This is a genomic window from Variovorax sp. Varisp41, from assembly GCF_047325085.1.
In the GTDB taxonomy this organism is placed as follows: Bacteria; Pseudomonadota; Gammaproteobacteria; order Burkholderiales; family Burkholderiaceae_C; genus Variovorax.
The window spans coordinates 1,280,970-1,300,383 of record NZ_CP168540.1; the positions used below are offsets into that span (position 1 = coordinate 1,280,970).

Here is a 19,414-nt window from a genome sequence, read left to right on the forward strand (position 1 = left end):
CCGGCAATTCTTCAGGTGCCTTGCAGGTAGAAGGCATCGGCATGGATCTGCTCGGGCGCGAGGCCGCGGCCGCGCACCAGTTGCGTCACGGCCTCGACCATCGGCGGCGAGCCGCAGAGGTAGGCGCGCCAGCCCTCGAGGCTGCCGGGCCAGTCGGCGCGGATCGCGTCGGTGATCAGGCCCAGGCGCTGGCCGGCCTCGGCCGGGCCGGCGACCACCACCACCTGCACCGTCAGGCGCGGATGCAGCGCCTGCAGTTCGCGCAGTTCGGCGAGGCCATAGACGTCGGCCGCCGAGCGCACGCCGAGGTAGAGGTGGATCGATTGCTGCGTGAGCCCGGCCTCGATGGCGCCGCGCACGATCGACAGGATCGGCGCCAGCCCGGTGCCGCCGGCCGCGCAGAGCATCGGCCCGCGGTGCTTCGTGCGCAGGTAGGCGGTGCCCAGCGGCCCGCTGACGCGCACCGCGTCGCCCACGCGCAGCTGCTCGAACACATGCGCGGTGACGCGCCCGCCGGGCACGCGGCGCACGTGGAACTCGAGTTCGTCGTCGCGGCCGAGGCCCGCCATCGAGTACGGCCGCGCGAGCCCCGGCGCGAACTGCAATTGCGCGTACTGGCCGGGCGAGAACTCGAGCGGCTTGTTGGGCTTGAGACGCAGGCGGCGGATGTCGTGGGTCAGCGTGTCGATACCGGTGACCGTCGCCTTGAGCACCCGCGCCGGATGCACCACCACCTCGTCGGGCTCGGGGATCTCGATCGCGCAGCTCTCGGTCAGGGTGGCCTGGCAGGCCAGCACGTAGCGCTCGCCCTGGCCGTCGGGACGGATGGCGTCCTGGCCCGCGTCGAGCACCTGGCCCGACACCAGCTTGCAGCGGCAGGTGCCGCAGCGCCCGGCCATGCAGCTGTACGACACCGGCACATGGTGCTCGCGCAGCACCTCGAGCAGGTTCGCGCCGGGGCGGACCTCGAGCGTGCGGGCCAGGGGGTGGATGTGCAGGTCCATCGGATGTTCTTCTCGTGGGCGGGCGCGGTGCGCCGGTTGTCTCGGGGACGGATGATGCGCGGCCGTCGCCGATTGACCAATAGAATTCCGTGAATTCTCTTCATCACCGAAATGAATAAAGGTCCGGCATGCAGCTCAAGGACATCGACCTCAACCTGTTGCTGGTGTTCGACCGCATGCTGGCCGAGAAGCGCGTGTCGGCCGTGGCCGCCTCGCTGGGCCTGTCGCAGCCCGCGATCAGCAACGCGCTCGCGCGGCTGCGCAAGCTGCTGGGCGACGAGCTGTTCCTGCGCACCGCGCGCGGCATGGAGCCCACGCCCTTCGCGCTGCAGCTGGCCGAGCCGGTGGCCTATGCGATGGGCGCGCTGCACACCGCGCTCAACCAGCAGGTGGTGTTCGACCCCGCCACCAGCACGCGGGCCTTCGCGCTCGCGATGACCGACATCGGCGAGATCTACTTCACGCCGAAGCTGATGGCCGCGCTGTCCGCGGTCGCGCCGGGCGTGACCATCAGCACCGTGCGCAACAACACGGCCACGAACCTGCGCGAGGAACTCGAGGCCGGCCATGTCGACCTGGCGATCGGGCTGCTGCCGCAGCTCAAGTCGGGCGTGTTCCAGCGCCGGCTGTTCCGCCAGCGCTATGTGTGCCTCTTCGCAGACAGCCATCCGCTGGCTAAGAAGCGCAGCGTGTCGCTCAAGGATTTCGTCGCGGCCGACCACGTGCTGGTGCAGGCCGCGGGCACCGGCCACGGCAAGGCCGACGACGTGATGGCCGCGCAGGGCATCCAGCGGCGCATCCGGCTGCGCGTGCCGCACTTCGTGGCCATCGGCCACATCCTGCGTTCGGGCGACATGATCGCCACCGTGCCCGAGCGGCTCGCGCAGAGCATCGCCGAGCCCTTCGGGCTGGTGTGGCGACCGCACCCGGTGGCGCTGCCGCAGATCGCGATCAACCTGTTCTGGCACGCCAAGCTGCACCGCGATCCGGGCAACCAGTGGCTGCGCGGCCTGCTGTTCGACCAGTTCGCCGACGGCGACTGAGCACGGTCTTCGGGTTCGGCGTACAAACACGGCCACTGCCCTTTTCCGCATCACGATGGCGCCCTCCCCCCGCATCCGGATCGCCCCCGGCACCGAAGGCATCGAACGCCTCGAGGCCCACCTGCACGGCCAGGCCTTCTCGCCGCACCGCCACGACACCTACGCGATCGGCATCACGCTCGCGGGCGTGCAGCGCTTTCGCTACCGCGGCACGCAGCAGCAGTGCCTGCCGGGCCAGTGCCACGTGCTGCATCCCGACGAGCTGCACGACGGCGGCGCGGGCACCGACGACGGCTTCGGCTACCGCATCCTCTACGTCGATCCCGCGCTGGTGCAGAACGCGCTGCATGGCAGGCCGCTGCCCTTCGTGGCGCAGCCGGTGCTCGATGCGGCGCGGCTGCGGGCCCTCGGCGGCGCGCGCGAGATCTGGGACTTCGATGCCGCGATCGACGACGAGGTGCTGCGCACCGAACTGGCGGTCGCGGTGGCGCAGTTGCTGGCCAATGCCGCCTCGGGTCAGCCCCGGGCGCCCGGCTCGCTCGAGCTTGCCGGCCTCGGACGCGTGCGCGACCACATCGCCGCCACGCCGACCGAACGCCCAGAGATGGCGGCGCTCGAGCGGCTCTCCGGCCTCGACCGCTGGTCGCTCGCGCGCCAGTTCCGCGCGGCCTTCGGCACCAGTCCGAGCCGCTTCCGCACGCTGCGCCAGCTCGACGCGGTGCGCCGGCTGCTGCGGCGAGGCAGCTCGCTGGCCGATGCGGCCGACGCGGCCGGCTTCGCCGACCAGAGCCACATGTCGCGCCAGTTCAAGCAGGCCTACGGCCTCACGCCCGCGCGCTGGAGCGCGGCGCTGGGCTGATCAGCGCGCGCCCGCATCGGTGCGCGCCTCGATCGCGCGCACCACGGCCGCCATGTCGAGCGCGCCCAGGCCCAGCGCCTGCGTCTCGCCATAGAGCGCATGGCAGGCATCGAGCAGCGGCGAGGCCACGCCGGCCGCGCGCGCCGCCTCGGCCACCAGCCGGTTGTTCTTGAGCACGTCGACGATCGAGGCCTGCACCTCGAAGTCCCGCGCGAGCAGCTTCTGCGCCTTCACGCGCGACACGGCGCTGGCCATCGGCCCGGCCTCGAGCACCGACACCAGCTTGCGCGTGTCGATCCCGTGGCGGTCCGCGAAATGGAAGGCCTCCGCGAGGCCCGTGACCATGGTGATCAGGAACAGGTTGACCGAGAGCTTCATCAGCAGCGCCTGCGGCACCGGGCCGCAGACCACGGTCTCGTGGCACATGGGCTTGAGCAGCGGCCGCAGCGCATCCACCGCGTCCGCGTCGCCGGCCAGCATCGCCACCAGCTGCCCGGCCTCGGCCGGCTTGCGCGAACCCGAGACCGGCGCCTCGACATAGCGCCCGCCCGCGGCACGGACCTCGTCGGCCAGCGCTTGCGAATACGCGGCCGAGGTGGTGCCCATGTGGACGATGGTTCGCCCCGCCACGTTGTCCGCGAAGGCCGGCGTGCCGCGGCCCAGCGCCTCGTCGATCGCTTCGCCGTGGGCCAGCATGAGGATCGCGATGCGCGTGCGACGCAGCACCTGCGCGGGTGAGTCCGCGACCTGCGCGCCGGCCTCGCGCAGCGGCTCGGCGCGCGCGGGCGAGCGGTTCCACACGACCAGCGGCGTGCCGGCGCGCGCGAGGTTGAGCGCCATGGGCTGGCCCATGACGCCGAGGCCGATGAATCCGAGGGGTTCGATGTCAGTCAACCGCGTCTCCGTGAATGCATGAGGGATGACGCAAGACCTTATGGCTCGGCGAACGCCGTGTCTTGAAGCCTTGTGCAGCGGCCGGCTTCACGAAGCCTTCAGGGGAGGCGCAGCCTTTCTTCAGGCTCGGTTTCGAGAATGAATGCAACCACCGGCGCACCGCGTGAGGCCTGTGGCTCCCTTCTTTTTCATCTCACTTCCAGGCATTTCATGCATTCCATCCAAGCCTCGCTCCCGAAGACTTCGCCCCTGCGCACCGCCGTCCTCCTGTCCGCCCTGCTGCTGGCCGCCGCCGCGTCGACGCAGGCCGGCGCGGCCGACTACGGCAAGGACGGCACCCGCCTGTACGTGGGCGGCGCCATCGGCCGCTCGAGCTACAGCCTGCCCTCGTCCTCGCGCGTGCCCGTGCCCTGGGGCGGCGAGAAGAACAGCAAGAGCGGCACCGCGTTCAAGCTCTATGGCGGCTACCGCTTCAGCGACACCTTCGGCGTGGAAGGCGGCTATGCGCGGCTGGGCCGAGTGAAGCAATGGAACACCAGCTACAGCGTGTTCGGCGCGAACTCGGTGCTCGAGAACGGCACCGGCCAGGTGTTCTACGCGGCCGCCACCGCCCGGCTGCCGCTGGGCGAGTCGTTCGCGCTCAACGGCCGGCTCGGCGTGGCGCATGGCCGGGTCTCGGCCGGCAACAGCCACCGCCTGTTCGGCGGCGAGAGCATCGGCGGCAACGGCACGGGCCTGATGGCCGGCTTCGGTGCCGAGTACGCGGTGACGCGCAATCTCTCGATCACGGCCGACTACGACTACTTCGGCAAGGTCTCGAAGCACGCCAAGGCCGGCCTGCTGACCGTGGGCGTGCGCGCGAACTTCTGACGCGGGCGTCAGCCCGGCAGCGCCCAGCGGCCCAGCACCTCGTGCACGCCCTCGGCGCGCCGGCTGTCGATCAGCGCGAAGCTCGCGGCGGTCCAGCGCACCGGCTCGACCGTGGCCGGTTCCATCGCGCCGCGCAGGTACGACACCGTCAGGTGCGGCGTGAAGGCGCGCTTGGGCGCGAAGCCCGCGTCGGCCAGCACCTCGCCCAGGCGCTGCCTGAAGGCCGCGAGCGCGGCCACTTCGCCGTTGTCGCCACCGAGCAGCACGCAGGCGCCCTTGGCGAAGCGCATCACGCCGTCGAACGCCACCTCGAAGCGCGGCAGGTGCAGCCGCGAGGCGGCCGCGATCGCGAGCTCGACCCTGTCGCGCGGCAGCTCGTCGTGCTCGCCCAGGTCATGCAGCGTGACGTGCAGCCGGTCGGGCTCCACATGCATGGCGCGGAGGTCCCGTTCCGCATGCCATTGCGCGCTCCAGGCCGCGATGCGCGCGGCATCTTCTTCGCCCGGCTGGAGCGCGAAGAACAGCACGTGCGCCGGCGGCGGCTTGCGCGGCGCGCGTTGGCCGGGCGTGGCGCGCTCACGCGTGCGCAGCGGTGGCGGCGGTGCGTCGATGCCGGGCAGCAGCAACTGCTCGGGCGCGGGGGCGGTGCGGCGGGACTTCATGCGCGTCGACCCTCGTGCGGGGACGTGGGCGCGCGGCGGCGGGTGTGGCGGATGGCGGCAGTCAAGCGTGGGGGCACGTGCGGTGGCGGTCGAGGACCGCACGGCGGATGGCATTCGTGGGAGGGGCTGAATGGTACAGATGCCCGGCGCGATCCGGGGCCGCCGCGCGAAGAAATTTCAGCGGGCCACGTCGATCGCCGGGCTCGTCCACTCGCGCACGAAGGCTTCGGGCGCGTGGCGCTCGGGCGCGCGCGTCGCCTCCTTCGGCGTGCCGACGTAGAGGAAGCCCAGCAGCCGGTCCGACTCGCCCAGGCCCAGCGCGCCACGCACATTCGGGTCGTAGCTGTTGAGCCCGGTGGCCCAGAAGCCGCCATAGCCCAGCAGGTGCAACGCATTGAGCATGTTCATCGCGGCGGCGCCGACCGCGAGCACCTGTTCGGACTCGGGAATCTTGTGCGGCGCCAGCACGCGCGCGCAGAGCGCGATCAGCAGCGGCGCGGCCATCGCCTTGTTGCGGAAGCGCTCGCCGTCTTCTTCGGGATCACGCTCCCGCGCGGCTCGTGCGAACACCTCGCCGAGCGCGATGCGGGCATCGCCGCGGATGGTGATGAAGCGCCAGGGTTGGAGCTGGCCGTGGTCGGGCGCGCGCAGCGCGGCCTGGAAGACGAGGTCGAGCTCCCGTTGCGGCGGCGCGGGATCGGTCAGCGGCCAGGGGGAATGGCGTTGCAGCAGCAGGTCGAGGGCTTCGCGCCGGAGCGAAGCGGGGATGTCTGTGTCGGCATGCATGTCGGCGTCCTTCGGTTCGAGACGAGGAAGCCGCCCCGCGGGGAGTGACAGGTGCTGCAAGGGTTCAGTGGCGGGCTGTCCCGCCGCATCGGGCGAGATGGCTGGCATCCGGCTCCTCGTGCGCGACGAAGAAAGCGGTCACCAAGGTTCGACGGGGCGGCGAACGAGCGAGCCATCGTATCGGCGCCGCATTGCCCATGCACCGGGTGCGTATAAGGCACCCGGTGCGCGCAGGCTCAGAAGTTCATGTCCTTCTCGACCTCCTGCAGCTTGCGCCGCGCCAGCGCCAGGTTCGACTTGGCCTTGTCGAGCACGAAGTAGATGAACACGCCCTCCTTCTGCGCCATCGGCCGCAGCAGGTGGTACTGCTTGCCGAGCGTGATCAGGATGTCCTCGATGCTGTCGTTGAGGCCGAGGGCGCGCATCGTCTTGAGCTTGGCGCGCATCACTTCGGTATTGCCGGCGGCCGCCACTTCGAGGTCGACGCCGGTGCCGATGGCGCCGAGCATCATGCCGCTGGCGGAATCGACCACGGCGGCGCACAGGGCGCCGTCGGCGGTCAGGAGGTTGTCGAGGCTGTTCTGGATCGTGGCCATGTGTCTTGTTCCCTGTCGATGATCATGCGAATGAAAGGATGAAGCGGCGGCGTCGCATGCAACCCGCCTCCGCCGGAAATTGCGATCGGCGCGTCAAGGCGCCTCGAGCGTCCGCACGCAGGCGGCGGTCCGGTACATCACCTGCGCGAGCACCGCGCCGGCGTCGGCGATGACGTTGACCACCAGCTCCGTCTCGCCGTTGCGCACCGGGCTCACCAGCGCGAAGCCCTTGTCGGTGGCCACCGTGATGCAGGTGCAGCGGCCGAGCCGCGCCTCCTGCGAGGCGACGGCCCCGATGGCGGCCATCGAACTGGCCATCGCTGCGATGCGCGAGGGGTCGAAGTCGCGCAGGCTGGCATGGGCGATCTCGAAGCCGTCGGGCGTGGCGACCACCACGGAGACGACGCCGCTCGTCTCGTCGAGCACGCCGCGGGCCTCGGCCGCGGCGCGCAGCCTGAGCGCGTGGGGAATCTTCATGGCGCGACCTCCTCGTCGATCGCCTCGATCTGCATCAGCAAGGTCTCGATCAGGGCGACGACTTCGTCCTTGCGGCGCGGATCCATCGCCAGCACCGGCAGCACCAGCCCGCGGGCCGCGAGCGCACCGGCGTAATCGTCGAGCGTGGGCGCGGGATGCGTGCGCAGCCGGGTGACGCCGATCGTGCAGGGCATCTTCTGGAGCGCACCCGCGAAGCCGTCGAGGTAGGCCGCCAGGTCGGCGAGCGGATCGGGCCGGCTGTTGTCGATCAGGATCGCGAGGCCCAGCGCATCGCGCACCAGGATCTTCCACATGAAGTCGAAGCGGGCCTGCCCCGGCGTGCCGTACAGGCGCAGCCGGTCGCCGTTGTCCAGCGTCACCTGGCCGAAGTCCAGTCCCACCGTCGTGGTGGCCTTGGCCACGGAGGCGTCGGCATTGGCGACCTCGGTGGCGATGGGCGCGGTCTCGCTGATGGCGGCGATGGCCGTGGTCTTGCCCACGCCCATCGGGCCCGTGAAGACGAGCTTGAAATCCCTCATGGCGCGCCCGTGTTCAGGACAGGCCGAGACGCCGGCGGATGCGCGAAAGCAGCCCCTGCTTCTGCCGCCGAGCGTCGGCGGTCGCGGCCGCGCGAGGTGCACTCGACGCCTCCCGGGTCCAGGCCAGGGCGCCTTCTTCCGCCAGCAGGCGAAGGAAGGCGCGGCACGCCTCGACATCGACCTGGCCCAACGCGGCGAGGCTCTCGGCCGACTGCGCGCTCTTGGAGAGCGCGGCCGCCAGCCTGACGTGGGCCGGGTGGCGCTGCAGCGTCGCCTGCGAAGGCCAGCGCGTCAGCGAGGCGCGCGCGCCGGCCTGCGCCGCGTCGTCCGGCGACGCGTTCGGCGTGACCTTGTTGAGCAGCTCGACCACCTCTTCGGCATAGATGGGGCGAGCCAGCGCGCAACTGGCGAGCGTGGCGGCATCGGCGCCGCGAGGCACCATGGGCACCACGAAACGTGCCGGCGGCGCCTGCCGCTCGGCGGCGGGCCCGTCGCCATCGACCAGCAGCAGGTCGCAGGATTGCGATTCGCTGACCGTCCAGCGCGAGCGGAGATTGGAACTGAGGCGGACGATGATTCTCAGGAGCTCGACCTCAATCGGAGGGAGCCCCATGACGCCCAGAACGAGTGGCATAACTTCTTCCCTGACTGTATTTTTTTGATACGTGCATATTGTTAATGTTGTTAATCAAAGGATGTACAGATGTACAAGTGCAGCCCGACATTCGGGCAAACACTGAGAAGAAATCCACAACACTTGTTGCCGGCGATGGGTTTCAAGTTGCGATTGACGCGAATTGTTGCGAATCGAGCACCCCTTGCACCCGGCAAATGGAACGCAGGTTCAGTCCTCGTCCAACGCCGCGAAACGCTCCACCAGGAAGTCCACCAGCGCCCGCACCGCCGGCAGCAGCCCGCGCCGCGAAGCGAACACCGCATGGATGATCTCGCGCCGCGGCGCCCAGCCCGGAATCACGTGGATCAGCTCGCCGCGCGCGATCTGCTCGCGCACCATCATCGAGGGCAGTTGCACGACGCCCACGCCCGCGAGGGCCGCGGCGCGCAACGCGAGCATGCCGCGCGTGACGAGGCGCGGCTGGTGGCGGATGGCGGCCTGCGCGCCGTCGGGGCCGATCAGGGTCCACACATGCTCGTGCTGCGGCAGGCCCAGGTCCATGCTCGGCAGGCCCGCGAGATCGGCGGGGGCACTCGGGATGCCGCCCGAGAGCAGTTGCGGATGCGCCACCAGGCACTGCCCGCGCCCGGCGAGCACGCGCATCACGAGTTCGCTGTCCTCGATCGGCGGCGGCCGCACGCGGATCGCCACGTCGACGCCCTCGCCCACCACGTCCACGCGGCGGTTGGTTTCCTCGAGGTGGATCTGCACGCGCGGGTGCGCGACCATGAAGGCCGCCACCATGTCGCCGACATGCGTGTCGAGCAGCGCCACCGGGCAGGTCATGCGCACCACGCCGCGCGGCTCGGCCTGGGTCAGCGCGATGGCCTCGTCGGCCGCCTCGGCCTCGACCAGCATCGCCTTGCAGTGGCCGTAGTAGGTCTGGCCCGGCTCGGTGACGGCGAAGCGCCGCGTCGAGCGCTGGATCAGGCGCGTGCCCAGGCGCTCCTCGAGCAGCGCGATGCGCCGGCTGAGCTTGGACTTGGGCATGCCCAGCGCGCGGCCCGCGGGCGCGAAGCCGCCGTGGTCCACCACCTGCACGTAGTAGTAGAGATCGTTCAGGTCCTTCATCGCTCGCACCCCTCATCGTTCACAAAATAGAACTCTGATGGCAAATATCGCCATCTACCGCAGCCATCGTTCAACCCATATTCTCTATCCATCGGCCAGGACCCTCGTCCTGGCGACGCAAGGAGATGAAGATGAAGAAGGTTCTCGGTGTCTACAGCGCCCCTCGCACGCACTGGGTGGGCGACGGTTTTCCGGTGCGCTCGCTGTTCGGCTACGACGGCCTGGGCAAGCACCTGAGCCCGTTCCTGCTGCTCGACCATGCGGCGCCGACCGCCTTCGAACCGGCCGTCCGCCCGCGCGGCGTGGGCCAGCATCCGCACCGCGGTTTCGAGACCGTGACCATCGTCTACCAGGGCGAGGTCGAGCATCGCGACTCCACCGGCGCGGGTGGCCTGATCGGCCCGGGCGACGTGCAATGGATGACCGCCGGCGGCGGCATCCTGCACGAGGAGTTCCACTCGCGCGCCTTCACCGAGCGCGGCGGCACGATGGAGATGGTGCAGCTCTGGGTCAACCTGCCCGCGAAGGACAAGATGGCCGAGCCCGGCTACCAGACCCTGCTCGACGCGCAGATCCCCTCGGTGGACCTGCCCGAGGGCGCGGGCCGGGTGCGCGTGATCGCCGGCGCGTTCGACGGCCAGCGCGGCCCGGCACGCACCTTCACGCCGATGGACGTGTGGGACCTTCGCATCGCCCAGGGCCGCGTCGGCCGCTTCGAGGCGAAGGAAGGCCGCACGCTGGCGCTGGTGGTGCTGCGCGGCACGGTGCTGGTCAACGGCGAGACGGTCGCGCGCGAGGGGCAGCTGGTGCATCTGGACACCGCCGGCAGCGGCGTGGAGATCGAGGCCAACAGCGACGCGACGGTGCTGTGGCTGTCGGGCGAGCCGATCGACGAGCCCGTGGTGGGCTACGGTCCGTTCGTGATGAACAGCGAGGCCGAGATCCGTCAGGCCATGGCCGACTTCAACGGCGGCCGCTTCGGCCGCATGCCGGCCTGAGCGATCGAGCCCCCGCGTTTCGAAAAGACGCGGGGGCTTTTTTCATTCAGGGGCCGTCGCCGGCCCGCAGATCCGACTCGCGCGTCACCGTCTTGGCCAGCAGCCGCAAGGTGCTCGCGCAGGCCGCGACCGCTTCGGACAGCACGCCGCTGCGCCGGTAGGCCAGCCCCAGGTCCATCGACGGCACCGCGCCCGCCATCGCCGTGCGGCGAATGCGGCCGCCGTCGTGCGACCACGGGCGGAACACCAGGTCCGACAGGATCGTCACGCCGACGTTCTGCGCGACCAGGCTGCGCACGGCCTCGATCGACTTGGTACGGAACACGACCTTGGGTTCGAGCTTGGCCGCGCCCCAGTAGCGGCCCACGGTCTCCACGTGCTCGTCCATGTCGAGCAGCACGAAGGGCAGCTCCGCGATCTCGCGCAACGACACCGACTGCCCGGTCGCCAATGGATGATCGAGCGAGGTCCACAGGCGCCGCTGCGACTTCAGCAGGTTCTCGCGCCGGATGTCGGGCGCCTGCGAGAGGTTCGAGACCAGCACCACGGCGAGGTCGAACTCGCCGCTGCGCAGCCCCGCCTCGATCTCCTCGCGGTTGCGCTCGACCGGTTCGAACTCGATCAACGGCAACTGCCGGCGCATGGCGCCGATGATCTTCGGCAGCATGTATTCGGACACCGTGTCCGTGATGGCGATGCGCACGCGCCCTTCGACGGAGGACGCCGAGCCGTGGGTCTCTTCCACCGCCACTTCGAGCGTGCGCAGGATGTGTTGCGCGTGGCGCAGGAAGCCCTCGCCATGCACCGTGAGTCGCAGCCCGTCGGAGTGCCGCGTGAAGAGCTGGACCTTCAGCGCGGTCTCGAGATTGCGCAGCGAGGTCGTCAACGAGGGCTGGCTCACGTAGCAGCGCTGGGCCGCGCGCGAGACCTGCCCCGTGTGGGCCGTGGCGACGAAGTGCTGCAGCTGCTTGATCGTGATCGACATAGATCGATCCTATATCACTCTATTGATATTCAATATTTGAATTGGCTCCGGTGTTCGCCCATAGTCGCCCCGCACGACATTCCGGGCGCGAAAGACGCCCCAGGCCCAGCCACTGGAGACACCATGCCTTCGACATCGAGAACAGCCCCCGGGCAAGACGCCCTGCGCCCTTCCGCCGCGCACCCCGGCCCCGCGGGTCCCGGCCTCCTGAGCCGACTGGGCCTGCGCTTCACCGCCTGGGCCGAGCGCTGGTTCCCCGATGCCTACGTGTTCGCGGCCATCGCGGCGGCGGTGGTCGCGGTCGCGGCGCTGCTCAATGGATCGAGCCCGCTGGTCGTGGCCAAGTCCTTCGGCGACGGCTTCTGGAGCCTGATCGTCTTCACGATGCAGATGGCGCTGGTGGCGATCGGCGGCTACGTGGTCGCGACCTCGCCGCCGGCCGCGCGCTTCATCGGCCGCCTGGCCGCGGTGCCCGTCTCGGGGCGCCAGGCCATCGCCTACGTGGCGGCGATCAGCATGATCCTGTCGCTGTTCAACTGGGGCATCTCGCTGATCTTCAGCGCGCTCTACGTGCGCGCCCTGGCGCGCCGGACCGAACTGCGCATGGACTACCGCGCCGCCGGCGCGGCCGCCTATCTCGGGCTGGGCGCGACCTGGGCACTCGGCCTGAGCTCCTCGGCGGCGCAGCTGCAGGCGAACGCCGCCAGCCTGCCCAAGAGCATCCTCGACATCACCGGCGTGATCCCGTTCAGCCAGACCATCTTCCTGTGGCAGTCGATGGTGATGGCGCTGGTGCTGATCACCGTCTCGGTCGCGATCGCGCTGTGGTCCGCCCCCACGGCCGAGAGCGCTGTCACGGCGCAGGACCTGGGCATCGACCTGGCCGAGGCCAAGCCGGCGACGGACGCAACCGCCGCGCGGCGCCCCGGCGAATGGCTCGAGCGCAGCCCGCTGCTCACGCTGCTGCTGTGCGCCCTCGGCTTCGGCTGGCTCGCGCAGGAGTTCATGGCCAAGAGCCCGCTGATCGCGATCGCGGGGCTCAACACCTACAACCTGCTGTTCCTGATGATCGGCACGCTGCTGCACTGGCGCCCGCGCAGCTTTCTCGACGCCGTGTCGCGCTCGGTGCCCTCGACCGCGGGCGTGATCATCCAGTTTCCGCTCTACGGCGCCATCGCGGCCATGCTGACCGCCGCCAAGGGCGACGGCGGCCACACGCTGTCGGACCGCATCGCGCACCTGTTCGTGAGCATCTCCAGCGTCGACAGCTTCGCGGTGGTGATGGGCGCGTACTCCGCCATCCTGGGCTTCTTCATTCCCTCGGGCGGCGGCAAGTGGATCATCGAGGCGCCCTACGTCATGCAGGCGGCCAACGAGCTCAAGGTCCACCTCGGATGGGCGGTGCAGGTCTACAACGCGGCCGAGGCGCTGCCCAACCTGATCAACCCGTTCTGGATGCTGCCGCTGCTGGGCGTGCTCTCGCTGAAGGCGCGCGACATCGTCGGCTTCACCTTCCTGCAACTGCTGGTCCATGCGCCGCTGGTGCTCTTCATGCTGTGGTTCCTGGGTCGCACGCTGAGCTACGTGGCGCCCGTGATGCCATGAGCGCTTCGATGGCCGCGGCCACGACGCACACCAAGCCCGGCTACTGCACGCTCTGCCGCTCGCGCTGCGGCACGCTCAACGAGGTGCGCGGCGACATGCTGGTGTCGGTGCGCCCCGACACGGCGCACCCGACCGGCCAGGCGATGTGCATGAAGGGCAAGGCCGCGCCCGAACTCGTGCACAGCCCGCATCGCGTGCTGCATCCCATGCGCCGCACGCGGCCCAAGGGCGACCCGGATCCGGGCTGGGTGCGCATCGGCTGGGAAGAGGCGCTGGCCGAGACCGCCCGGCGCCTGGGCGCCATCAAGGCCGAGAGCGGCGCCGAATCGGTGGTGTTCGCGGTCACGACGCCGAGCGGCACGCCGCTGTCCGACAGCATCGACTGGATCGAGCGCTTCGTGCGCCTCTTCGGCAGCCCCAACATCTGCTATGCGACCGAGGTCTGCAACTGGCACAAGGACTTCGCCCATGCCTTCACCTTCGGCTGCGGCATGCCGCCGGCCGACTATGCGCAGGCCGAGCTGATCGTGCTGTGGGGCCACAACCCCACCAACACCTGGCTAGCGCAGGCCAATGCCATCGCGAAGGGTCGCGCCAAAGGCGCGCGGATGATCGTGGTCGACCCGCGTCCCACGGCGCTGGCGCGCCAGGCCGATGTGTGGCTGCCGGTGCGCCCCGGCACCGATGCGGCGCTCGCGCTCGGGCTGATCCGCCTGTTGATCGAGGACGACCGCTTCGACGCAGCCTTCGCGCGCGACTGGACCAATGCGCCGTTGCTGGTGCGCGACGACGACGGGCATCTGCTGCGCGAGCGCGACCTGCGGCCCGATGCCGAGGGCGACCGCTTCATGGTCTGGAGCGATGCGGACCAGGGGGCAGTGCCCTACGACACCGCTCGGGCCGCACGAGCTCAAGGCTCGGCCCACTTCCGCCTGCGCGGTGCGGTCGAAGTGACGGGGAAAAACGGCCAGCGCCTCGCGTGTCGCCCTGCCTTCGATCTGCTGGCGCAGGCCTGCGCCGCCTGGACACCGCAGCAGGTGGAACGCATCACCGGCGTGCCCGAAGCCCCGCTGCGCGCCGCGGCCGAGCTGTTCGGCGGCGGGCACCGCACGGCCTATCACGCCTGGACCGGCATCGGCCAGCACACCAACGCGACTCAGTCGGAACGCGCGGTCGCCACCCTGTACGCGCTGTGCGGCAGCTTCGATCGCATCGGCGGCAACCGCGTGCGCACGGGTCCGCGCGTCAACGCGGTCAATGCGCTCTCGCTGCTGCCCGCTGCGCAGCGCGCCAAGGCGCTCGGCCTGAAGGAACGGCCGATCGGCCCGCCTGCCCATGGCTGGGTGACCGCGCGCGACACCTATCGCGCAATCGTCGAGGGCGCGCCGTACAAGGTGCGCGCGATGATGGCCTTCGGCACCAACCTGCCGGTCTCGCAGGCCGACACCGCGCTCGCGCGGCAGGCGCTGGCGCAGCTCGAATTCCACGTGCATTGCGACCTGTTCGAAACGCCAGCCGCGCGCTACGCCGACATCCTGCTGCCGATCGACACGCCCTGGGAGCGCGAGGGCCTGCGCATCGGCTTCGAGATCGACGACCGCGCGGCCGGCTGGGTGCAGTTGCGCCAGCGCATGGTGGCGCCGCGCGGGGAATCGCGCTCCGACAACGAGGTGCTGTTCGATCTCGCGCAACGCCTCGGCATGGGCGACGCATTCTTCGGCGGCAGCCTGGAGGCCGGGTGGAATCACATCCTCGAGCCGCTGGGTCTCACGGTGGCGCAGCTGCGCGAGCGGCCCGAAGGCATGGCCTGCGACATCGACGCGGGCGAGCGGAAGTACGCGCGCGGAACGCCCACCGGCGTGCGCGGCTTCGACACGCCCACGCGCCGCGTCGAGCTCTATTCCGAAACCCTGATGCGCCACGGCCAGCCGCCCCTGGCGAGCTTCGTCGAGCCGGCCGACACGCCGCGCGACGCCAGGGCGACCGGACAGGGCCGCTTCCCCTACGTGCTGAGCTCGGCCAAGAACGGCCTCTACTGCCACAGCCAGCATCGCAGCCTGGCTTCGCTGCGCAGGCGCGCGCCCGAGCCGGTGGCCGAGCTGAGCCCCGCGCTCGCGCAGGCCAGGAACATCGTCGAGGGCGACTGGGTGCGTATCCGCACGCGCGTGGGCGCGGCCCGCTTCGTCGCGCGCATCACGCCCGGTTTGGCCGACGATGTCGTCGTGGCCGAGTTCGGCTGGTGGCAAGGCTGCAGCGAGCTGGACCGCGAGGGCCTGCCGGTCGACGGTGCGCTGAGCAGCAATTTCAATGCGCTGATCTCGGCCGACCATTGCGATCCAGTCAGCGGCTCGGTGCCGCACCGCTCCTTTCTCTGCGACATCGAGCGCGATCCCGCCACGGCGTTGCGACAGCGCGCGTGGACGGGCATGCGGCGCTTTCGCATCGACGCACTGCGGCCCGAGGCCGAGGGCGTGCTGGGCATCCGCTTCGCGCCCGTCGATGGAGGGCCCCTGCCCGACTACCGGCCCGGCCAGCATGTCGAACTCAAGCTCGACCCCGGCGATGGCGCGCCGGTCTCGCGTGCCTACTCGCTCACCGGTGCGGCCGAGCAAGAGGATCGGCGCGGCTACGGCATCGCGGTGCGACACCAGCGCGGTCGAGCGGCCGACGGCACGCCGTACCAGGGCCGCATGTCGGGCCACCTGCACCGCGAGCTGAAGCTCGGCGACACGGTCGAGCTGCGGGCACCGTCGGGCGGCTTCGTGATTCCGCGCCGTTCGCCCCAGCCGCTGGTGCTGTTCGCGGGCGGCATCGGCATCACGCCGTTCATCAGCCTGCTCGAGTCGCTGCCCGATGGCGCCGAAGGCCCCGCGATCGAGCTCTACTACGCCAACCAGAACAGCGCGACGCATGCCTTTCGCGAACGCGTCGCGCAGCACCGTGCGCGCCTGCCCCGGCTGCGGGTGATCGACCACTACAACGCGCCGCTGCCCGGGGACCGCCTCGGCATCGACTACCAGTCGGACCGCTACATCGATGCCGGTGTGGTGGACGACGCGCTGATCGCGCAGCGGGCGCGCTTCTACCTGTGCGGCCCGCCCGCGATGATGGACAGCGTCATCGCGGGACTGGTGGCGCGCGGCGTTCCGCGCTTCGACATCTTCAGCGAGGTGTTCCGCTCGCCCGCCGCGCCGCCGACCGACGGTCCCCAGCAGTTCGATGTCCGCTTCGCGCGCTCGGACCGCGGGCCGGCCACGTGGACGCCCAGGCAGGGCACGCTGCTGAGCTTCGGCGAATCGCTGGGTCTGCCACTGCCCAGCGGCTGCCGCGTGGGGCAATGCGAAAGCTGCGCCGTACGCGTGATCGCCGGCAAGGTGGCACACCTGCATGGCCGTGAACCCGAAGACCCGGCCGTGTGCCTGACATGCCAGGCCGTGCCGCTCGAAGACCTCGTGCTCGATGCATGAGCCCCGCCCTCCGTTTCCGCCCCATAGCCCCATGAGAACCATCGATACCGAAACCACCCGCCGCGCCCTGCGCTTCGAGCGCCTGATTCCCGCGCTGCGCGACATGTTCGTCGCCGGCTGCGAAGTGCCGTTGCGGCATGTGCATGCGCTTGCCGGCCAGGGCGCGCAAGCGGGCGGGACCGTGCTGATCATGCCGGCGTGGCAGGAGGGCCGCTACCTGGGCATCAAGACGGTGAACATCTTCCCGGGCAATGCCAAACGCGGCCTGCCCGGTCTGTTCTCGACCTACACGCTCTACGACGCGCGCACCGGCGAGCCGCTGGCGCAGATCGATGGCAACGAGATCACCTCGCGCCGTACCGCCGCCGCATCGGCCCTCGCCGCCTCCTACCTCGCGCCCGCAAAGGCGCGCAGCCTGCTCGTCGTCGGTTGCGGCCGTGTCGGTGGCCTGGTTCCCGAGGCGTTTCGCACCGTGCGGCCGATCGAGCGTGTGGCGGTCTGGGATCGCAACGAAGTGGCGGCGAAGGAACTCGCCGCGCGCCTCCACGCGCAAGATATCGATGCCTTCGTCGCCACCGACCTCGGCCAGGCCGCGAGCGAGGCCGACATCGTGAGCTGCGCCACGCTCGCGACGCAGCCGGTGATCGAGGGGGCCTGGCTGCGGCCGCACGGCCACCTCGACCTGATCGGCAGCTTCACGCCGCAGATGCGCGAGGCCGACGACACCGCGTTCGTCGGCGCGAAGCTTTTCATCGACACGCGGGAGGCACTGCAGAAGAGCGGCGAGCTGCTCGGTCCGATGTCGCGCGGCGTGTTCGCGGCGGCGGACGTGGCGGGAGAGCTGGCCGACCTGGCCGCGGGCCGGGTGCGGGGGCGCACCGAGTCCGATGGACGAACCGTCTTCAAGGCCGTGGGTACGGCGCTCGAGGATCTCGCGGCGGCGATCCTCGTCTACGAGAGCATTGAAACCGCGTGAGCAGCGGGGTTTCGACCCCCACACCAAATTGACAAAATAGATCAATACTGTAAAGTTCGACGTCTGTCCTCGCGGACCGGCGGCCGAGCTTCGCGGCGTGTCGACCGGCGGGGACCTTGAACATCCACCCTCACCGTCGAGTTCGCCCCATGCCTTCGCTGTCCCCGATCTCCTTCGGCCCCGCCGGAGCGCCCCGCTGATGGCCCCCACCCCCGACCGGCGCGTCGCGATCATGGAAGCCGCGATCGGCGTCTTCCTGCGCTACGGCTACCGCAAGACCTCGATGGACGACCTCGCGCGCGCCGCCGGCATCTCGCGCCAGGGCCTCTACCTGCACTTCAGCGCGAAGGACGAACTCTTCAAGCAGGCCGTCACCTGGTTCGCGGAACGCGGCCTCGCGGCCATGCGGGCCGCGCTGGCGCGCGAGGAGCTGCCGATCGAGGAGCGCCTGGTCGGCGCCTTCGCGGCGCTGCATGCGCAGAACGACGGTTCGCAGATGTCGCTCGAGCACATGAACGAGATCGTCGCGACCGCGCGCGAGCTGGTCGGCCCGGTGCTCGAGGAGTTCGACCAGGCCGTTCCCAAGGAGCTGGCGCGCGCCATCCAGTCCAGCGGCGACGCCGTGCCCTGGCGCGGCGCCGGCCTCACGGCCAAGGCGCTCGCGCAGCACCTGTATGCCGCCTCGCACGGCCTCAAGCACTACGCCCGCACGCCGGCCGAGTACCAGGCCGGCATCCGCACCGCCGTGCGCCTCGTCTGCGGCCGTCCCGGCCCGGCGGCCGGCGCCTGAGCCCCTTCCACCTGTTCACGAACGGAGTCCTCGCCATGTCCACCTTCTCGCTTTGTGCCTGCGGTTCGCGACCCACGGCCCATCCCCAGTCGCCGCAGCAACGCAACGGCGTCTATCGCAACGTCGTGCCGCGCACGCCGATGGGTTTTCTGAAGACCGTGGCGATCGGCTGGCGCGTCCTGACCGGCAAGAGCGACACCACTGTGCCGAGCACCCCGATCCCGGTGCGGCCGCTGACCACTGCGGCACTGCTCGCGGCGCCGGACCGCAGCCTCTACCGCCTCGGCCATTCGACCCTGCTGCTCAAGCTCGACGGCGAGTTCTGGCTCACCGACCCCGTGTTCTCCGAGCGTGCGTCGCCGGTGCAATGGGCGGGGCCCAAGCGCTTCCATGCGCCGCCGATCGACATCGACGACCTGCCGCCGATCAAGGGCGTGATCCTCTCGCACGACCACTTCGACCACCTGGACCGCGCAGCCATCGCGCGCCTCGCGCCGAAGGTCGAGGTGTTCGTCACCCCGCTCGGCGTGGGCGACCGCCTGATCGGCTGGGGCGTCGACCCGGCGCGGGTGCGGCAGCTCGACTGGTGGGACGAGACCACCGTCGGCGGCATCCGCCTCGCGGCCGTGCCCGCGCAGCACTTCTCGGGCCGCACCCTGCTCGACGAAGACCGCACCCTGTGGGCTTCATGGGTGATCCTGGCCGGCGACCTGCGGCTCTTCTTCAGCGGCGACACCGGCTACCACGCCGACTTCAAGACCATCGGCGATCGCTACGGTCCCTTCGACGTGACCCTGCTCGAGACCGGTGCCTACGACAGGCAATGGGCCGACGTCCACATGCAGCCCGAGCAGACGCTGCAGGCCCACCTGGACCTGCGCGGGCGCTGGCTGCTGCCGGTGCACAACGGCACCTTCGACCTGGCGATGCATGCCTGGAACGAGCCATTCGAGCGCATCCAGGCGCTGGCACAGGCGCGCGATGTGAAGCTGGCCACGCCGGTGATGGGGGAACGGGTGGCGTTGGAGGCGCCGCGCACGGGGCGTGCGTGGTGGGTGGCCGGCGGGAACTGAGGGGCATCGCGGCGTCGGCATTGGGATATCGGTAAATTCCGAT

The 19,414-nt window shown here is 70.4% G+C and carries 19 protein-coding genes; 9 read left to right on the forward strand and 10 right to left on the reverse strand.

Annotation, left to right across the window (positions count from 1 at the left end; all coding sequences use genetic code 11):
• Positions 1 to 11: 11 nt before the first annotated feature.
• Positions 12 to 1,004 (reverse strand): 2Fe-2S iron-sulfur cluster-binding protein, encoded by a 993-nt coding sequence (locus ACEN9J_RS05875; RefSeq protein ID WP_413763582.1) that lies wholly within the window; start codon positions 1,002 to 1,004, stop codon positions 12 to 14.
• 128 nt (positions 1,005 to 1,132) lie between these two features.
• Between ACEN9J_RS05875 and ACEN9J_RS05880 the strand changes: the two genes are divergently transcribed.
• Together ACEN9J_RS05880 and ACEN9J_RS05885 are read left to right on the forward strand one after the other, a co-directional pair.
• Positions 1,133 to 2,047, forward strand: a complete 915-nt coding sequence (locus tag ACEN9J_RS05880) for a LysR family transcriptional regulator (protein WP_413763583.1) — start codon at positions 1,133 to 1,135, stop codon at positions 2,045 to 2,047.
• Between the two features lie 55 nt (positions 2,048 to 2,102).
• Positions 2,103 to 2,906, forward strand: a complete 804-nt coding sequence (locus ACEN9J_RS05885) for an AraC family transcriptional regulator (protein ID WP_261205808.1) — start codon at positions 2,103 to 2,105, stop codon at positions 2,904 to 2,906.
• On the opposite strand, the gene ACEN9J_RS05890 is transcribed toward ACEN9J_RS05885, so the two are convergent.
• Positions 2,907 to 3,800, reverse strand: coding sequence for an NAD(P)-dependent oxidoreductase (locus ACEN9J_RS05890; protein WP_413763584.1), 894 nt, complete (start codon positions 3,798 to 3,800; stop codon positions 2,907 to 2,909). It abuts the gene before it with no gap.
• A gap of 210 nt (positions 3,801 to 4,010) precedes the next feature.
• On the opposite strand from ACEN9J_RS05890, the gene ACEN9J_RS05895 reads away from it, so the two are divergent.
• Positions 4,011 to 4,670 (forward strand): outer membrane beta-barrel protein, encoded by a 660-nt coding sequence (locus ACEN9J_RS05895; protein WP_413763585.1) that lies wholly within the window; start codon positions 4,011 to 4,013, stop codon positions 4,668 to 4,670.
• Positions 4,671 to 4,678: 8 nt separating this feature from the next.
• Here the strand turns inward: ACEN9J_RS05895 and ACEN9J_RS05900 are convergent, their stop codons facing one another.
• The 7 genes from ACEN9J_RS05900 to ACEN9J_RS05930 all read right to left on the reverse strand — a co-directional run bounded on the left by ACEN9J_RS05900 (position 4,679) and on the right by ACEN9J_RS05930 (position 9,477).
• Positions 4,679 to 5,332, reverse strand: coding sequence for a 2'-5' RNA ligase family protein (locus tag ACEN9J_RS05900; RefSeq protein WP_413763586.1), 654 nt, complete (start codon positions 5,330 to 5,332; stop codon positions 4,679 to 4,681).
• Between the two features lie 177 nt (positions 5,333 to 5,509).
• Positions 5,510 to 6,118, reverse strand: coding sequence for a nitroreductase (locus tag ACEN9J_RS05905; RefSeq protein WP_413763587.1), 609 nt, complete (start codon positions 6,116 to 6,118; stop codon positions 5,510 to 5,512).
• Positions 6,119 to 6,354: 236 nt separating this feature from the next.
• Positions 6,355 to 6,714 (reverse strand): hypothetical protein, encoded by a 360-nt coding sequence (locus ACEN9J_RS05910; protein WP_057594939.1) that lies wholly within the window; start codon positions 6,712 to 6,714, stop codon positions 6,355 to 6,357.
• A gap of 93 nt (positions 6,715 to 6,807) precedes the next feature.
• Positions 6,808 to 7,191: a roadblock/LC7 domain-containing protein gene (locus ACEN9J_RS05915; protein ID WP_057594938.1), complete on the reverse strand. Its 384-nt coding sequence runs from the start codon at positions 7,189 to 7,191 to the stop codon at positions 6,808 to 6,810.
• Positions 7,188 to 7,730 carry a GTP-binding protein gene (locus ACEN9J_RS05920; protein ID WP_413763588.1) on the reverse strand — a complete coding sequence of 181 codons (543 nt, stop codon included), beginning with the start codon at positions 7,728 to 7,730 and terminating at the stop codon, positions 7,188 to 7,190. Before ACEN9J_RS05920 ends, ACEN9J_RS05915 begins: the two co-directional genes overlap by 4 nt.
• A 13-nt stretch (positions 7,731 to 7,743) precedes the next feature.
• The gene (locus tag ACEN9J_RS05925; protein ID WP_413763589.1) at positions 7,744 to 8,364 is read right to left on the reverse strand and encodes a hypothetical protein; all 621 of its coding nucleotides are present in this window, start codon (positions 8,362 to 8,364) and stop codon (positions 7,744 to 7,746) included.
• A 210-nt stretch (positions 8,365 to 8,574) separates the two neighbouring features.
• Positions 8,575 to 9,477, reverse strand: coding sequence for a LysR family transcriptional regulator (locus ACEN9J_RS05930; protein ID WP_413763590.1), 903 nt, complete (start codon positions 9,475 to 9,477; stop codon positions 8,575 to 8,577).
• Positions 9,478 to 9,608: 131 nt separating this feature from the next.
• Between ACEN9J_RS05930 and ACEN9J_RS05935 the strand changes: the two genes are divergently transcribed.
• Positions 9,609 to 10,475, forward strand: a complete 867-nt coding sequence (locus ACEN9J_RS05935; RefSeq protein ID WP_261205816.1) for a pirin family protein — start codon at positions 9,609 to 9,611, stop codon at positions 10,473 to 10,475.
• Between the two features lie 46 nt (positions 10,476 to 10,521).
• Here ACEN9J_RS05935 and ACEN9J_RS05940 read toward each other — a convergent pair whose 3' ends face one another.
• Positions 10,522 to 11,460 (reverse strand): LysR family transcriptional regulator, encoded by a 939-nt coding sequence (locus ACEN9J_RS05940; protein WP_093341799.1) that lies wholly within the window; start codon positions 11,458 to 11,460, stop codon positions 10,522 to 10,524.
• Between the two features lie 123 nt (positions 11,461 to 11,583).
• On the opposite strand from ACEN9J_RS05940, the gene ACEN9J_RS05945 reads away from it, so the two are divergent.
• From ACEN9J_RS05945 to ACEN9J_RS05965, 5 genes are all read left to right on the forward strand, one after another.
• Positions 11,584 to 13,065, forward strand: coding sequence for a short-chain fatty acid transporter (locus tag ACEN9J_RS05945; protein ID WP_413763591.1), 1,482 nt, complete (start codon positions 11,584 to 11,586; stop codon positions 13,063 to 13,065).
• Entirely contained in the window at positions 13,062 to 16,532 is a 3,471-nt protein-coding gene (locus ACEN9J_RS05950; protein WP_413763592.1) for a molybdopterin-dependent oxidoreductase, read from the forward strand. The genes ACEN9J_RS05945 and ACEN9J_RS05950 overlap by 4 nt, the downstream gene beginning before the upstream one ends.
• Positions 16,533 to 16,563: 31 nt before the next feature.
• Positions 16,564 to 17,508, forward strand: a complete 945-nt coding sequence (locus ACEN9J_RS05955) for an ornithine cyclodeaminase family protein (RefSeq protein ID WP_413764546.1) — start codon at positions 16,564 to 16,566, stop codon at positions 17,506 to 17,508.
• Positions 17,509 to 17,707: 199 nt separating this feature from the next.
• Positions 17,708 to 18,298, forward strand: a complete 591-nt coding sequence (locus ACEN9J_RS05960; protein WP_057591691.1) for a TetR/AcrR family transcriptional regulator — start codon at positions 17,708 to 17,710, stop codon at positions 18,296 to 18,298.
• Positions 18,299 to 18,333: 35 nt separating this feature from the next.
• Complete coding sequence (locus ACEN9J_RS05965) at positions 18,334 to 19,371, forward strand: MBL fold metallo-hydrolase (RefSeq protein WP_413763593.1); 1,038 nt, start codon at positions 18,334 to 18,336, stop codon at positions 19,369 to 19,371.
• Positions 19,372 to 19,414 lie beyond the last annotated feature (43 nt).